The sequence below is a fragment of the Duganella guangzhouensis genome, from assembly GCF_009674535.1.
Lineage (GTDB): Bacteria > Pseudomonadota > Gammaproteobacteria > Burkholderiales > Burkholderiaceae_D > Rugamonas > Rugamonas guangzhouensis.
Window position 1 is genome coordinate 1 of record NZ_WKJK01000042.1, and the last position, 14,469, is coordinate 14,469.

The following is a 14,469-nucleotide window of genomic DNA, read 5'->3' on the forward strand; positions in this document are numbered from 1 at the left end:
GTCAAAGCTTGATGACCATAGCAAGTCAGTCCCACCCCTTCCCATCCCGAACAGGACCGTGAAATGACTCTGCGCCGATGATAGTGCTGCAACCAGTGTGAAAGTAGGTTATCGTCAAGCTAGTTATAAGTCAGAAAAGCCCGCCAGATCGTAGATCGGCGGGCTTTTTTGCGTCTGTAGCAGGCATAAAAAAAAGCCCCCGAAGGGGCTTTTTAACATCAGAAGTGGTACGCAACCTTCAGGTCGAAGTAGTTCACGCCCGAATTCGGCTTTTTGTAGCCGCCGTTCGAGAAGTGCTGGACCTTGGCGGCCACTTCCCAGTTGTTGTTGAACACATAGCCCATGCCGATGTGATCGCCAAACTGGAAGTGGGTCGACAGACGGTTGTCGTCGTTGTTGTACAGCTTGGACAGCATGTGCACGCCGATGCCGGCTTCGTAGTACATGCCTTTTTTATTGTCGTTCTGGAAGCGGAACACCGGGGTGAAGCCGATGTCCCACAGCTTGTGCTCAACGCCAGGCTGGTTCATGTAGGCGTTTTCGCGCCAGATGCCGGTGCTGGCTTCCCAGTAACCGCTCAGGTTGGTGCCATTCGACTGGAACCAGTGCGCATCCCAGTCCTTGGCGGCGCTGAAGCGCACCATTTGGACTTTGGAGCCGGTGGCCACGTCTACCGAGACGGAATCGACCAGCTTGTCGTCAGCGAACGCAGTTTGCGCAACGACCAGAGCGGCTGCAACCGCCATCATTTTTTTGGTGAACATAGTATCCTTCAAGTGTTAGTGCTGTATCTGATATTTATACGGCTAGCCCGTGATTGTACCGGGGTTCTAAAAATAATTCAGGAGCGGAATTGTCTACCCAAATTACCTTTCTAGGCATAGGCTTGATGGGGGATCCGATGGCGCGCCGCCTGCTGGCGGCTGGCCATGCGGTGACGGTGTGGAATCGCACGCATGCCAAGGCGGCGGCGCTGGCCGAGGCCGGCGCGCGGCCGGTGGCGGATCTGGCGGAATCTGTGCGCGATGCGGATATCGTGATTTCCATGCTGGAGGCCGGGCCGACGGTGGCGGCGGTGCTGGCACAGGCGTTGCCGGCACTGGCACCCAACGCGCTGTGGATCGACATGAGTTCAACCCAGCAGGCCGAGGCGCAAGCCTTTCACGCCCAGCTGACAGCCCAAGGACAGCGTTTCATCGATGCGCCGGTGTCTGGCGGCGTCGGCGGCGCGGCGGCCGGCACGCTGGCGATTATGGCCGGCGGCAGTGCCGGAGATTTCTCCGAAGCCGAACCGGTGCTGGCCGCGATGGGCCGCGCCACCCTGGTGGGCCCGGCCGGCAGCGGCCAGGTGGCCAAGCTGTGCAATCAGCTGATCGTCGGCGCCACCATTAATATTGTCGCGGAAGCCATGTTGCTGGCGCAGGCGGCCGGCGCCGATCCGGCGGCGATGCGCGCCGCCATACGCGGCGGCTTTGCCGAGTCGAAGATACTGGAGGTGCATGGCCAACGCATGCTGGAGCGGAATTTTGTCGCCGGGGGCAAGGTCACCACGCAGCTGAAGGATCAGCGCAACATCCTGGCGGCGGCGGAAGCGGCCGGCGTGGTGTTGCCGCTGACCGAGCTGGTGACGGCGCGCTATCTGACCTTGTCGAAGACGATACCGCAGGCCGACCATTCGGCGGCCCTGATCGGGCTGGAGCAGTTGAATCCGGGGCAGCGCCTGGGCACCGCCCCCGACCAATTAGGCTAACGGCAGGCTGGCTTCAACCAGCTTGACCCAGAAGCTGGCGCCCACCGGCAGCAGGTTGTCGTTGAAGTCGTAGCTGCCATTGTGCAGCACGCAGGGACCGAGGCCGTGGCCGCCGTCGCGGTGGTCGCCCTCGCCATTGCCGATAAAGATGTAGCAGCCCGGCTTGGCCTGCAGGAAGTAGGCGAAGTCCTCGGCCGCCATCGACGGTTCGGTGTTGTCGTCCACCTTGTCGGCGCCGACCACGGTTTTCATCACCTCCACCGCGAAGCGGGTCGCTTCCGGGTGGTTGATCAGCGGCGGGTAGTTGCGGCGGAATTTGAATTCGGCCTCGGCGCCAAACGCGGCCGCCGTGTTGACCGCGATTTCTTCCATCTGCTTCTCGATCATGTCCAACACCTTGCCGGACAGCGTGCGCACGGTGCCGGCCAGTTTGGCCTCGTCCGGAATCACGTTGGTGGCGGTGCCGGCGTGGAACTGGGTCAGCGACAGCACCGCCGTGTCGAGCGGGCTGGTGCGGCGGCTGACGATGGTCTGCCAGCTCTGCGCGATCTGCACCGCGATCATCACCGGATCGATGCATTTGTGCGGCTGCGCCGCGTGCCCGCCCTTGCCTTTGACCGTCAGATAGAACTCATTACTGGACGCCATCTGCGCGCCCGGCGTGACGGCCATGTGGCCGGCCGCGATGCCGGGCCAGTTGTGCATGCCGTAGATGGCGTCCATCGGGCATTGCTCGAACAAGCCATCCTCGATCATGCGCTTGGCGCCGGCGCCGCCTTCTTCAGCCGGCTGGAAAACGAGATAAACCGTTCCATCGAAATCGCGCTGTTCCGCCAGATGCTTGGCGGCGCCTAGCAGCATGGCGGTGTGGCCGTCGTGGCCGCAGGCGTGCATTTTTCCGGGATGGCGCGAGGCGTGGGGGAAGGTATTCACTTCCTGCATCGGCAGCGCGTCCATGTCGGCGCGCAGGCCGATCGCGCGTGGCGACGAACCGTTCTTGATGATGCCGACCACGCCGGTCAGGCCCAGGCCGCGAATCACGGGAATGCCCCATTCGGTCAGCTTGGCGGCGACGACGTCGGCAGTGCGTTGCTCTTCGTAACAGAGTTCGGGATGGGCATGCAAGTCACGCCGGATCTGCTGGATCTCGGACTGAAATGCAATGATGGGATCTACCAGTTTCATGCTGCTTCTCCAGAATTTTTATCGCTTGCTTTTTAAGCATCGAGAACGCCCATTGTAGCCCTTGTCCAAGGACTTAAGCCAGCACGCACACAATCGTTTACGATACTGCTTTGAGCAAACGCATTTTGGATTTCAGACATGACAACCACACAAGTCCGTGCAGCCTGTCCGCTAGATTGCCCCGATACCTGCGCGCTGCTGGTGACGGTGGAAGACGGCGTCGCCACCGCGGTCAAGGGCGATCCTGACCATCCGACCACGGCCGGCGTGCTGTGCACCAAGGTGTCGCGCTACACCGAGCGCACCTATCACGAAGACCGCTTGCTGTATCCGCTGAAGCGGGTCGGCAAAAAAGGCGAGGGCAAGTTCGAGCGCATTTCGTGGGATGAAGCGCTGGATACCATCGCGGCCAGGCTGAAACCGATCGCCGAACGCGCGCCGGAAGCGATCCTGCCGTACAGCTACTGCGGCACCATGGGGCTGATCCAGGGCGAGTCGATGTCCTCGCGTTTCTTCAACAAAATCGGCGCCTCGCTGCTGGACCGCACCATCTGCGCCAGCGCCGGCGCCACCGGCTACAAGTACACCATCGGCGGCTCGGTCGGCACCGACATGGAGCAGTTCCAGAACGCCAAGCTGCTGATCATCTGGGGCGGCAATCCTATCGCCTCCAATCTGCATTTCTGGACCCGCGCGCAGGAAGCCAAGCGCCATGGCGCCAAGCTGATCGCCATCGATCCGTATCGCTCGCTGACGGCGGAGAAGTGCCACCAGCACATCGCGCTGTTGCCGGGCACCGACGCCGCGCTGGCGCTGGGCCTGATGCATGTGCTGATCAACGAAGACTTGCTGGATCACGATTACATCGCCCAGCACACCATCGGCTTCGAGCAGCTGAAGCAGCGCGCGCAGGAGTGGACGCCGGAGCGCACCGCGCAGACCTGCGGCATCACGGTGGACGAAGTGGTGGAACTGGCGCGCCTGTACGGCGGCATGGCCAAGGCCGGCGAACCGGTGGCGATCCGCGCCAACTATGGCGTGCAGCGCGTGCATGGCGGCGGTATGTCGGTGCGGAATATCGCCTGTCTGCCGGCGCTGGTGGGGGCGTGGCGTCATGCGGCCGGCGGCATGCAGCTGTCGTCCAGCGGCTCGTTCCCGACCAACAAACCGTGGCTGCAGCGCACCGACCTGCTGCAGAAGATCCCGCGCACCATCAATATGAGCACCATCGGCGACGACTTGCTGCGGCCGGCGTCGGCGGCATTCGGGCCGGCGGTGGAGGCGGTCATCGTCTACAACTCCAACCCGCTGGCGGTGGCGCCGGATTCGGACAAGGTGATGCGCGGCTTCCTGCGCGAAGACTTGTTCACGGTGGTGCTGGAGCACTTCCAGACCGACACCGCCGACTATGCGGACATCGTGCTGCCGGCCACCACGCAGCTGGAGCACATCGACGCCCACACCTCGTACGGCCATTTGTACATGATGGCGAATAACGCCGCCATCGCGCCAATGGGCGAGGCCAAGGCCAACACCGAAATCTTCCGCCTGCTGGCGGCGCGCATGGGCTTTGACGACGACTGCTTCCAGGACTCGGACGATCAGCTGGCGGCGCAGGCGTTCAACGCCAACGACGCGCGCGCGGTGGGCTTTGACTGGGACGCCTTGAAGCAGAAGGGCTGGCAGAAACTGAACATGCCGCAGGCGCCATTCGCGCACGGTGGTTTCATGACGCCGTCCGGCAAGTGCGAGTTCTATTCCGCGCAGATGGAGAAGGATGGCCTGGACCCGCTGCCGGCCTATGTGGCGCCGTACGAATCGGTGGCCAGCAATCCCGAACTGGCGGCGCGTTATCCGCTGGCGATGATTTCTCCGCCGGCGCGCAACTTCCTCAACTCCACCTTCGTCAACGTGAAAAGCCTGCGTTCGTCGGAGGCTGAGCCGCATCTGGACATTCATCCCGACGACGGCGCGGCGCGCGGCATCGCCAACGGCGACATGGTGCGCATCTTCAATGACCGCGGCTCCTTTGTGGCCAAGGCGCGCGTCACCGACAAGGCGCGCGCCGGCCTGGTTGTCGGCTTGTCAGTGTGGTGGAAAAAACTAGCCACGGATGGCAAAAACGCCAATGAGGTTACCAGCCAACAGCTGACAGATATGGGCCGCGCACCGACGTTTTACGATACACTGGTACAGGTCGAAAGGCTCGCATCGTGAAGGTGATGTATGCGCAATATTGCACGCCGAATGCTCCGTACCAGATACTGGTTGGTGGCGGCGTGCGCGGCGGCCATGCTGGCCGGTTGCGCGCAATTCAAGTACTACATGCAGGCCGCCCAAGGCCAGTATTCACTGTGGTCGGACGCGCGTCCGATTGACGACTGGCTGGGCGATCCCACCACCGATCCCCAGCTCAAGGCCCGTCTCGAAAAAGCGCTGTTGATCCGTAAGTTCGCGGTCAAGGAACTGGGCCTGCCGGACAACGCTTCCTACAAAAACTACGCCGCGCTGTCGCGCCCCTTCGTGCTGTGGAATGTGGTGGCGACGCCGGAGCTGTCGCTGCGGCCGATCCAGTGGTGCTTCCCGATCGCCGGTTGCGTCAGTTATCGCGGCTACTACAGCAAGGAAGACGCTCAGGCCTATGCCGAGGAGCTGCGTCACGAGGGCAACGACGTCCAGGTCGGCGGCGTGCCGGCCTATTCCACGCTGGGCTGGTTCAGCGACCCGCTGCTGTCCACCTTCATCAACTATTCCGACGCCGAACTGGCGCGCATGGTGTTCCACGAGCTGGCGCACCAGGTGGTGTACGTGCCGGGCGACAGCCAGTTCAACGAGGGCTTTGCGACGGCGGTGGAGGAGGCCGGCGTGGCGCGCTGGCTGGAGCTGTACGGCACCGATCCGATGCGCGAAGCCTACACCCGTTACAACGTCCGCCGGCAGGATTTCCTGGAATTATTGGTGCGGCACCGCACGATGCTGGCCGACCTGTACGCCAGCAAAACCAGCACCCGTCACAAGCGGGCCGAGAAGGCGCGCATCTTCGCCCACCTGAAGTCTGATTATCTGAAACTCAAGGAAAGCTGGGGCGGTTACGCCGGCTACGACCGCTGGTTTGCCGAGCCGCTGACCAACGCGCACCTGAGCGCAGTGGCAACTTACCACGATTACCTGCCGGCTTTCCGCGCTCTGCTCAAGCAGGAACGAACGTTCGTGCGTTTTTATGTTGCAGTGCAAAAGATCGCTACTCTTGACGTAGCTCAACGTCGGCAACAGTTGGACCATCTGGGCCAGCCACCGATGCTCAATGCCGAAGGCGGCAAGGATGGCTTGCCACCGGTCGAAGGCATGCATTGATGCTGCGTTGCATCACAAAAAGCTGTTAGAACCCATGTTCTAATTATGCTTAAATGCGCTTGCGTACGAGCGTGCTGCCCGATAGCATCCCACCATTAGCAGGCTCTGCAAATTCGCATAGACGAATGATTCGCTCCCTGATCCGGCACTGTGCGCCGGCCTTACAACGATAATTATTTCGAGACAAGAGGCACAGGATGGAGAAAATCTGGTTGAAATCGTATCCCCCAGGTATGCAGACCACGGTGGATACAAGTCAGTACCGTTCGCTGGTGCAGTTGCTGGAAGAAGCGTTTCACAAGTATGCCGACCGCAACGCGTACGTCTGCATGGACAAGTTCCTCACCTACGCCGAAGTCGACGCCTATTCGAAGCGCTTGGGTGCCTGGCTGCAAAGCCGTGGCATGAAACCGGGCGCGCGGGTGGCCATCATGATGCCGAACGTGCTGCAGTATCCGATTGCGATTGCCGCCATCCTGCGCGCCGGCTACACGGTGGTCAACGTCAACCCGCTGTACACGCCGCGCGAGCTGGAGCATCAGCTGAACGATGCCGGCGCCGAGGCCATCATCATCCTGGAGAACTTTGCCACCACGCTGGAAGCGGTGCTGGGCAAGACCCAGGTCAAGCACATTGTGGTGGCCAGCATGGGCGAGATGCTGGGCGGCGTGAAGGGCATGCTGGTGAATTTCGTGGTGCGCAGCGTCAAGAAGCTGGTGCCGCCGTTTTCGCTGCCGAACGCGGTGCGTTTCAAGGATGCGCTGTCGCAGGGCGGTGGCATGAAGCTGACGCCGGTCGAGCGGCAGTATAACGATCCGGCGTTTTTGCAATACACCGGCGGCACCACCGGCGTGTCGAAGGGCGCGACGCTGACGCACCAGAACATCGTCGCCAACCTGCTGCAGACCGAAGCCTGGTCGGCGCCGGCGCTGGGTGACAGCGGCGAGCAGATGAACATTGTGTGCGCGCTGCCGCTGTACCACATCTTCGCGCTGACGGCGTGCGCGATGTGGGGCTTGCGCATGGGCGCATTGAATATTTTGATTCCGAATCCGCGCGATATCGGCGGCTTCATCAAGGAGCTGGGCAAGTACCAGTTCAACATGCTGCCTGCCGTGAACACGCTGTACAACGCGCTGCTGAATCATCCGGAGTTCGCCAAGCTGGATTTCTCGGCGCTGAAGATTTGCAATGGCGGCGGCATGGCGGTACAGCAGGCGGTCAATGACCGCTGGCTGAAAGTGACCGGGATCTCTATCATCGAGGGTTACGGCTTGTCCGAGACCTCGCCGGTGGCCACCTGCAACCGCGCCGATAGCCAGGCATTCACCGCCACCATTGGCTTGCCGGTGCCGTCGACCGAGATCGCGATCCTGGATGACGATGGCAACGAGGTGGCGCTGGGCACCGCCGGCGAGATCGCGATTCGCGGTCCGCAGGTGATGACGGGCTATTGGAACCGGCCGGATGAAACGGCCAAGGTGATGACGGCCGATGGCTACTTCAAATCCGGCGACGTCGGTGTGATGGATGAACGCGGCTACGTGAAGATCGTCGACCGCAAGAAGGATATGATTCTGGTGTCCGGCTTCAACGTCTATCCGAATGAGCTGGAAGGCGTGATCGCGGCCCATCCGGGAGTGCTGGAATGCGCGGCGATCGGTGTGCCGGACGAGCACTCGGGCGAGGCGGTGAAGGTATTCGTGGTGCGCAAGGACCCCAACCTGACCGAGGCCGCGCTGATGGCCTACTGCAAGGAACAATTAACCGGCTATAAAAAGCCGAAATACATCGAGTTCCGCGAGGAACTACCGAAAACCAATGTCGGAAAAATTCTGCGCCGTATGCTGCGCGATGAACCAACCGGCGAGAAGAAAAAGGCTGCATAAAGATGGAAAAGATTTGGCTCAAGTCGTACCCGGAAGGCGTGCCGGCGGAGATTGATAGCACCCAATACCGCTCGGTGACGCATCTGATGGAGGACGCTTTCCGCAAGTTCGCGGACCGCAACGCGTTTGTGTGCATGGACAAGTTCCTGACCTACGGCGAGCTGGATCGGTTGTCGCAGGCGGTGGGCGCCTGGCTGCAGGGCCAGGGGCTGCAACCGGGCGCGCGCGTCGCCATCATGCTGCCGAACGTGCTGCAATATCCGGTGGTGATGGCGGGCATTCTGCGCGCCGGCTACACCGTGGTCAACGTCAACCCGCTGTACACGCCGCGCGAGCTGCAGCACCAGCTGGTGGACTCCGGCGCCGAAGCCATCTTCGTGCTGGAAAACTTCGCCACCACGGTGCAGCAGGTGCTGGCGCAGACCGCCGTCAAGCATGTGGTGGTGGCCACCATGGGCGATCTGCTGGGCGGGCTGAAAGGCTTCGTGGTCAACTTCGTGGTGCGCAATGTGAAGAAGATGGTGCCGGCGTTTGCGCTGCCATCGTCGGTGTCGTTCAAGAAGGTGCTGGCGGATGGCGCGACGCGCTCGCTGCAGCCGGTCAAGCAGGGGCATGACGATGTCGCCTTCCTGCAGTACACCGGCGGCACCACCGGCGTGTCCAAGGGCGCGATTCTGCTGCACCGGAATATCATCGCCAACGTGCTGCAGAACGAAGCCTGGCTGATGATGAAGTCGGGCGACGAGCAACTGGTGTTCGTCAGCGCGCTGCCGCTGTACCACATCTATTCGCTGACCATCAGCGCTTTCATGAGCATCCGCACCGGTGGCCTGAGCCTGCTGATTCCGAACCCGCGCGACATCCCGGGCTTCGTCAAGGAGCTGGCCAAGTACAAGGTGACGGTGCTGCCTGCGGTGAACACGCTGTACAACGCGCTGCTGAACAATCCCGACTTCGCCAAGCTGGACTTCTCGTCCTACAAGCTGTGCAACGGCGGCGGCATGGCGGTGCAGAAGGGCGTGGCCGAGCGTTGGCTGAAGGTGACCGGCACGCCGATCATCGAAGGCTATGGCCTGTCCGAGACTTCGCCGGTGGCGACCGCCAACCGGGTCGACATCAAGGAATTCACCGGCACCATCGGCCTGCCGATTCCATCGACCGAAGTGGCGATCCTGGACGACGACGGCAACCCGCTGCCGCTGGGCGCGACCGGCGAGATCGCGATTCGCGGTCCGCAGGTGATGGCCGGCTATTGGAACCGTCCGGAAGAAACCGCCAAGGTCATGACCGCCGATGGCTTCTTCAAGACCGGCGACGTCGGCGTGATGAACGAACAGGGCTTCACCAAGATCGTCGACCGCAAGAAGGACATGATTATCGTGTCCGGCTTCAACGTCTATCCGAACGAGGTGGAAGAGGTGGTGGCGGCGCATCCGGGCGTGCTGGAAGTGGCGTGCATCGGCGTGCCGGACAAGAACTCGGGCGAGGCGGTCAAGTTGTTCGTGGTGCGCAAGGACCCGGCACTGACGGCCGAGCAGATTCTCGACTACTGCAAGCACGAGCTGACCGCGTACAAGAAGCCGAAATACATCGAGTTCCGCGATGAGCTGCCGAAGACCAACGTCGGCAAAATCCTGCGCCGCCAGCTGCGCGACGAAAAAGCCGCCGCCTGACGGGTTCGGGCCGGCAAACCGAAAGGGGCCACGCGGCCCCTTTTTTCATTTTCCGGCTTTGTTGATGCACGCGAGCCGGCGGGCGCGCATGGCGGTGGCCAGGCGATGACGTACCTCGTGCTGCTGATCGAAGTAGCCTTCAACGTTGGCCTGGCGGACGCATTCAGCCCAATGCTGTTCGTCCACGTCCTGTAGCCGTTCAAATTCGGCCAGCGATAGCACGACCACGGATGGCTGGTCTGCTGTGTCTACTACAACGGGTTGCGTCAGCGCCTGGTGCAGGTAGCTGTCCAGCTCGCGCGCAATCTGGTCTTCCGATACTTTCAACATAGTCAACTCCTCCTGCAAAGCCAGTATAGGACGTGGCCGCCGCGATTCAAGCGCGGATTGGGCCAGGCTGACCGTCGCGTACCACGAAGGCGGCGGCGCGGGCGATCGGGCTGGCGGCGTTGTGGACGTCGTCCAGTGCCAGGAAGTCGGCGCGGGTCTCGGCCGGTGTGATGTTCAGCAGCATGTAACCGCGCTTGTCGCTGCGGCCATACTTGATGCCGTGGTTCATCGAAACATACTGTTCGGTACGGGTCTGCGGTCGCGACGGTGAGGTGATGGAGGTGCCGCAGAATTCGGTCGCGACCACTGGATTGCTGGCGCTGCGTGGCTGGCCCGGATCGCGCGTCAGTTCGCAGGCGAAGAAGCTGTGGACGTCGCCGGACAGCACCAGCGGGTTGGCGGCGCGGCTGCGCTGCAGCGTCTCCATCAACTGCTGGCGCGCCATTGGATAGCCATCCCAGCCATCGGTCCAGAAGCGGCCGTCGCCAGGCTTGAGGATGGGCAGTTGGTTGTTCTGCGCCATCAGCGTTTGCTGCGCCAGGATGTTCCAGCGTGCCGGCGAATCCTGCAGTCCTTGCGCCAGCCATTGTTCCTGTTCGCGTCCCAGCATGCTGCGATTGCGGTCCAGCAGCGTTGGGCATGCGCGCAGCAGCACCGAGTTGGAGCCGCCGCGTGTCGGCAGCGGGCAGGCTTCGTAGGCGCGGTATTGGCGGTCGTCCAGCACATGGAAGCGCGCCAGCTTGCCCCAGTCGTAGCGCTGGTAGATGCGCATGCGGTAGAAGTCGCCGGGCGAGGGCACCGTCAGGCGCAGCGGCATGTGCTCATAGAACGCCTGGTAGGCGGCGGCGCGGCGTTTGACAAAGCGCGGGTCGATTCGTTCGTCGCGGTCGTTGGCGTAGTCGTTGGCCACTTCGTGGTCGTCCCAGGTGACGATCCATGGCGCGGCTTCGTGTGCGGCCTGCAGCTGGCTGTCGGTTTTGTACTGGGCGTAGCGTGCGCGGTAGTCGTCCAGTGTGAAGCTTTCGTGGCTGCGGATGGCGCCTTGCGGGTGCTGCAGCTGATACGGTCCCCATACAGATCAACCGCGAGTTGCTCTCCTATGGACGTACCTATTTAGCCCGTAGGTACGCTAAATTCCCCATTTAGGTTATGTCCATAGGCGATGCCGAAAAGTCGTGATTTCCCGGTGTTCTGTCCATCCTTTACACGGTGACGCCAAGATTGCTTTTGGTCATCTCAGTAGATAGCTAGCCACCATTTAGATTTTGATTTGTCTGATATGTTGTGTCAGGTTGAGGCTAAGCAAGTATGCTTTAAGCGATATCTTCCTCTGACAGGTTCTCACTGTACCCGAAACGAATAACGTCTTTCATAAATTCGTTCTGCAGCTCTTCTTCCGATAAAGAAGTAGCGTTGACTATGTGGGTGCGATGTTCATAGTCTGAGTTAGTGGAGCGTTCATCCCCGGTCGTGAGTAACTGTTCGACGCACGGTTGATTTTTTTCTTGTTTCATTCTCCTATTCCGTTCTCATCACCCTACAGTGGTTGGCAGGCATGTCGAAATCGAAGACATAAGAAAGTTCGAATTTCTTCCGGCTACTGGCCAAGATCGCTATTTCTTTTAAAGAAATTTGATTTCGTTTTTGAATTCGACTTCATGCAGGCGTCAAGCAATGGCGTTCGCTTGCTCAGTTTAACGAATCGTGTGCTGGGGTGTTAGCAGTTGAATTGTGGATGCTTCAATCGCGATTACTCCGTCTGGAGATTTCGTAGCGACAAACTCATAAGTTTCCTCATCAAGTACGCTGGGGTCCTCTGTTGTTAGATATTGCCAGAACGTTTCGCCGAGACTAGGTTCCTCGGCAAAAAAATCACAGATTCTACCCTGAATGAATTCGGGCGATCTAGTGCGATGCCCGTTCATGAAATCTATTTTTTCTTCAGCCGTCGAAAAGACAAGGCTACCCACAAAAGCGTCGACATTTCGCAAGTCTTTCACGTGCTCGCGAAACGTAGAGTCTTTTGCGTATACGCATCTCAGATAATGTTTGATTGCTGCATCATTGGATGCAGCGTCGACGAACGCTGGCTCCCAGTCGGTAAGCGAATCATCATGGGCTACTAAAAATCTTTTCAGCATTGCGTTCTCGGTTAAAGGCGTTAGAGTTTTTGCGTACCGCGGTGCTTGGATGTACAAAAATTTTTGATCAGCATATTGAAACAGCATCACCGAATTAGTTACAGAGATACCATTGCATAGGCGATTCCCAACTGGAGAAGGGCTTGAATCCCCCCGGTGAGAGGTTGGGACTGGATTTGTAAAAGGCGCTCGAAATGTTAATGCGCACTTTTTCATCGACGATGCTTTCGACGTAGCCGGAATATATGATTCCGCGATCGAGTTCTTTACATACGTGAGCTCCCACCTGTCGAATGAGAGGCTGCTCGCGTTGGTGCCGCTCAGTGATCTCTCGACTAATTTTGATGTCAGCCTGAACTTCACGTTGTCGCTTGGTTTCGAATTGCTCTGCATTTATGAATTCAATCCCGCCCGTGGGATACAAGTAGCCTTGAGAGATTTTGGAAAATCTGTCGATGACTGTAATACGCTTATCCGGCCCGCTCAGGATATATGCCATCCCCGCTCTTGCGTCGAATTCATAGGTGTCAGGATGACAGCTGCTTGTGCTGCTAGTGCGACAGACTGATGCTAGGATTGTGTGTCGTCCTGGCGGAACATTTACGCCAGTTCTTGTTGCCGTACCGGGCAAAATAGTGAGGCCCTCAATCGTGAATTGAAAGGCAATTCGTTGATGATCGGTCTCGACCCTTGTGATTGCGGCACCATTTCCGTAAATATCCTGTGGGACTATTAGTGCAACTTGACGTAGTTCCTCAAGGGGGATGGAGGGAGTTGAACATCCCGACAGGCTCCACAAGCTTAGAATTAAACAATTCAGAGTACGTTGTGGAAATCGCATTAGTAATCCTCGGAGGAAGTAAAAATTGTGGGCGATTGAGAGTCTTGAATCCCTAGGCGATCTTTGCCCTCAAATTCCCAATATATTGTGAAGACTAAATGATAGCCGAAGCCCACCATTTCTACCAATATATTGGGAGGAATGTTTGGAGCCAGGCGTCGCATTCGGTCAAGTTCTTCGCGCACTGCGGCGTGATGCTGGCCTCTCGCAAGAGCAGCTCGCATTTGCAGCTGGCGTTGAGAGAAATTTTGTCAGCCTGATCGAGCGCGGTGTTAACCAACCTACCATCCGCGTGATCTTTAAGCTTGCCCACGCCCTAGGCGTCCCGGCATCGAAAATTATTCTATCGGTTGAGGAGAAGCTACAGGACGGTGAATAGGCCGAAAAGCGTTCGTCCTGCGAATACTCCTGGCGAAAGGAATGTACATGTCTACCATGAGATGCGACTTCCTTGTCGAATCTGACCTCGTTATCGGTAGCGAAGGAGGGCAAGATGCCCTTGGTGAAGCGGGAGGGTTTCGGTTCGTGTATCGCGATGCGGAACCCGACAGCAAAGGTACCTTCCAGCGCTGGGTGCGCGATGGCGACGACGCGGTGGCCGTCGACAGCCGCACGACCAGTGCGCGACCCGAGCCGGTTAACAGTTTGAGCGAGGACGAGCGCGCGCAGATACTGGCCGTTGCCAACAGCGAGGAATTCGGCAGCCTGCCGCCGAGCCAAATCGTGCCGGCGCTGGCCGACCGGGGCGTGTACATCGCCTCGGAATCGAGCTTCTATCGTGTGTTGAAGGCGGCATCGCAGCAGCATCACGGGGGCCGGGCGAAGAAGCCCACCAGCCGTGTCCTTACCAGCCACTGCGCCACCGGCCCGAACCAGGTCTGGAGTTGGGATATTGCGTGGCTGCAGGCTGCCGTGAAGGGCCAATACTATTACTGGTACATGGTGCTCGACATCTTTAGCCGGAAGATCGTCGGCCATGAGGTCCACGTGGCCGAATCGGCGGAACTGGCCTCGCTGCTGATGCGCCGTGCCAGCCTGGTTGAAGGGCTGGCGGGCCGCCTGCTGGTGCTCCACTCGGACAATGGCAGCGCCATGAAAGGCTCGACCATGCCCTCCATGCTGGAGCAGCTGAGCGTGGCGCCGTCATTTAGTTGGCCACGTGTGAGCAACGACAACGCCTACCTTCACGCCAAATTCATAGGGCTGCCGCGTCTTGCCTTTGGCGATGCACTCGGCCTCGGGCGCGTGTAGACTGTAGAGCTTGTTTTTGTCGCGCTGTTTCTGCGTCAGCAGGCGCTTGGCTTTG

13 protein-coding genes, 1 rRNA gene and 2 pseudogenes are annotated in these 14,469 nt (G+C 59.7%); 8 read left to right on the plus strand and 8 right to left on the minus strand.

What is annotated here, in order from left to right; all coding sequences use genetic code 11:
* Nucleotides 1-7: 7 nt before the first annotated feature.
* Nucleotides 8-120, plus strand: a 5S ribosomal RNA gene (gene rrf / locus GJ699_RS33395).
* Between the two features lie 98 nt (nt 121-218).
* Here rrf and GJ699_RS33400 read toward each other — a convergent pair.
* On the minus strand, nt 219-764 hold the full coding sequence (locus GJ699_RS33400; protein WP_154383730.1) for an acyloxyacyl hydrolase: 546 nt from the start codon (nt 762-764) through the stop codon (nt 219-221).
* An 89-nt stretch (nt 765-853) separates the two neighbouring features.
* Between GJ699_RS33400 and GJ699_RS33405 the strand changes: the two genes are divergently transcribed.
* Nucleotides 854-1,750: an NAD(P)-dependent oxidoreductase gene (locus GJ699_RS33405; RefSeq protein ID WP_267877759.1), complete on the plus strand. Its 897-nt coding sequence runs from the start codon at nt 854-856 to the stop codon at nt 1,748-1,750.
* On the opposite strand, the gene GJ699_RS33410 is transcribed toward GJ699_RS33405, so the two are convergent.
* Nucleotides 1,742-2,935, minus strand: a complete 1,194-nt coding sequence (locus GJ699_RS33410; protein WP_154383731.1) for a M20 aminoacylase family protein — start codon at nt 2,933-2,935, stop codon at nt 1,742-1,744. The genes GJ699_RS33405 and GJ699_RS33410 overlap by 9 nt on opposite strands.
* A 138-nt stretch (nt 2,936-3,073) precedes the next feature.
* Here GJ699_RS33410 and GJ699_RS33415 point away from each other — a divergent pair, with 138 nt between their 5' ends.
* The 4 genes from GJ699_RS33415 (at nt 3,074) to GJ699_RS33430 (ending at nt 9,851) form a co-directional block, all read left to right on the plus strand.
* Entirely contained in the window at nt 3,074-5,152 is a 2,079-nt protein-coding gene (locus GJ699_RS33415) for a molybdopterin-containing oxidoreductase family protein (protein WP_154383732.1), read from the plus strand.
* Between the two features lie 30 nt (nt 5,153-5,182).
* Nucleotides 5,183-6,289: an aminopeptidase gene (locus GJ699_RS33420; RefSeq protein ID WP_229262418.1), complete on the plus strand. Its 1,107-nt coding sequence runs from the start codon at nt 5,183-5,185 to the stop codon at nt 6,287-6,289.
* Between the two features lie 197 nt (nt 6,290-6,486).
* Nucleotides 6,487-8,178 (plus strand): long-chain-fatty-acid--CoA ligase, encoded by a 1,692-nt coding sequence (locus tag GJ699_RS33425; protein WP_154383734.1) that lies wholly within the window; start codon nt 6,487-6,489, stop codon nt 8,176-8,178.
* 2 nt (nt 8,179-8,180) lie between these two features.
* Complete coding sequence (locus tag GJ699_RS33430; RefSeq protein ID WP_154383735.1) at nt 8,181-9,851, plus strand: long-chain-fatty-acid--CoA ligase; 1,671 nt, start codon at nt 8,181-8,183, stop codon at nt 9,849-9,851.
* Nucleotides 9,852-9,896: 45 nt separating this feature from the next.
* Here the strand turns inward: GJ699_RS33430 and GJ699_RS33435 are convergent, their stop codons facing one another.
* The 5 genes from GJ699_RS33435 to GJ699_RS33455 all read right to left on the minus strand — a co-directional run bounded on the left by GJ699_RS33435 (nt 9,897) and on the right by GJ699_RS33455 (nt 12,821).
* Nucleotides 9,897-10,181, minus strand: coding sequence for a hypothetical protein (locus GJ699_RS33435; RefSeq protein WP_154383736.1), 285 nt, complete (start codon nt 10,179-10,181; stop codon nt 9,897-9,899).
* Between the two features lie 46 nt (nt 10,182-10,227).
* On the minus strand, nt 10,228-11,238 hold the full coding sequence (locus tag GJ699_RS33440; RefSeq protein WP_154383737.1) for an alkaline phosphatase D family protein: 1,011 nt from the start codon (nt 11,236-11,238) through the stop codon (nt 10,228-10,230).
* A 256-nt stretch (nt 11,239-11,494) separates the two neighbouring features.
* The gene (locus GJ699_RS33445) at nt 11,495-11,695 is read right to left on the minus strand and encodes a hypothetical protein (protein ID WP_154383738.1); all 201 of its coding nucleotides are present in this window, start codon (nt 11,693-11,695) and stop codon (nt 11,495-11,497) included.
* A gap of 180 nt (nt 11,696-11,875) precedes the next feature.
* A complete protein-coding gene (locus GJ699_RS33450) occupies nt 11,876-12,322 on the minus strand; it encodes a hypothetical protein (RefSeq protein ID WP_154383739.1) in 447 nt (148 codons plus the stop codon).
* Between the two features lie 94 nt (nt 12,323-12,416).
* Complete coding sequence (locus GJ699_RS33455) at nt 12,417-12,821, minus strand: hypothetical protein (RefSeq protein ID WP_154383740.1); 405 nt, start codon at nt 12,819-12,821, stop codon at nt 12,417-12,419.
* Between the two features lie 487 nt (nt 12,822-13,308).
* On the opposite strand from GJ699_RS33455, the gene GJ699_RS33460 reads away from it, so the two are divergent.
* Entirely contained in the window at nt 13,309-13,542 is a 234-nt protein-coding gene (locus GJ699_RS33460) for a helix-turn-helix domain-containing protein (RefSeq protein WP_154383741.1), read from the plus strand.
* Nucleotides 13,543-13,721: 179 nt separating this feature from the next.
* Nucleotides 13,722-14,387 (plus strand): annotated as a pseudogene (locus GJ699_RS33465) (transposase); the annotation flags it as partial.
* Here GJ699_RS33465 and GJ699_RS34915 read toward each other — a convergent pair.
* Nucleotides 14,328-14,469: pseudogene (locus GJ699_RS34915) on the minus strand (IS5/IS1182 family transposase); the annotation flags it as partial. The pseudogenes GJ699_RS33465 and GJ699_RS34915 sit on opposite strands and share 60 nt — an antisense overlap.

Bases quoted from the DNA above. Each gene is read 5' to 3' on its own strand.
- GJ699_RS33400 (WP_154383730.1), bottom strand. From the start codon at position 764: ATGTTCACCAAAAAAATGATGGCGGTTGCAGCCGCTCTGGTCGTTGCG.
- GJ699_RS33410 (WP_154383731.1), bottom strand. From the start codon at position 2,935: ATGAAACTGGTAGATCCCATCATTGCATTTCAGTCCGAGATCCAGCAG.
- GJ699_RS33415 (WP_154383732.1), top strand. From the start codon at position 3,074: ATGACAACCACACAAGTCCGTGCAGCCTGTCCGCTAGATTGCCCCGAT.
- GJ699_RS33420 (WP_229262418.1), top strand. From the start codon at position 5,183: ATGCTCCGTACCAGATACTGGTTGGTGGCGGCGTGCGCGGCGGCCATG.
- GJ699_RS33425 (WP_154383734.1), top strand. From the start codon at position 6,487: ATGGAGAAAATCTGGTTGAAATCGTATCCCCCAGGTATGCAGACCACG.
- GJ699_RS33430 (WP_154383735.1), top strand. From the start codon at position 8,181: ATGGAAAAGATTTGGCTCAAGTCGTACCCGGAAGGCGTGCCGGCGGAG.
- GJ699_RS33435 (WP_154383736.1), bottom strand. From the start codon at position 10,181: ATGTTGAAAGTATCGGAAGACCAGATTGCGCGCGAGCTGGACAGCTAC.
- GJ699_RS33445 (WP_154383738.1), bottom strand. From the start codon at position 11,695: ATGAAACAAGAAAAAAATCAACCGTGCGTCGAACAGTTACTCACGACC.
- GJ699_RS33450 (WP_154383739.1), bottom strand. From the start codon at position 12,322: ATGCTGAAAAGATTTTTAGTAGCCCATGATGATTCGCTTACCGACTGG.
- GJ699_RS33455 (WP_154383740.1), bottom strand. From the start codon at position 12,821: ATGGCATATATCCTGAGCGGGCCGGATAAGCGTATTACAGTCATCGAC.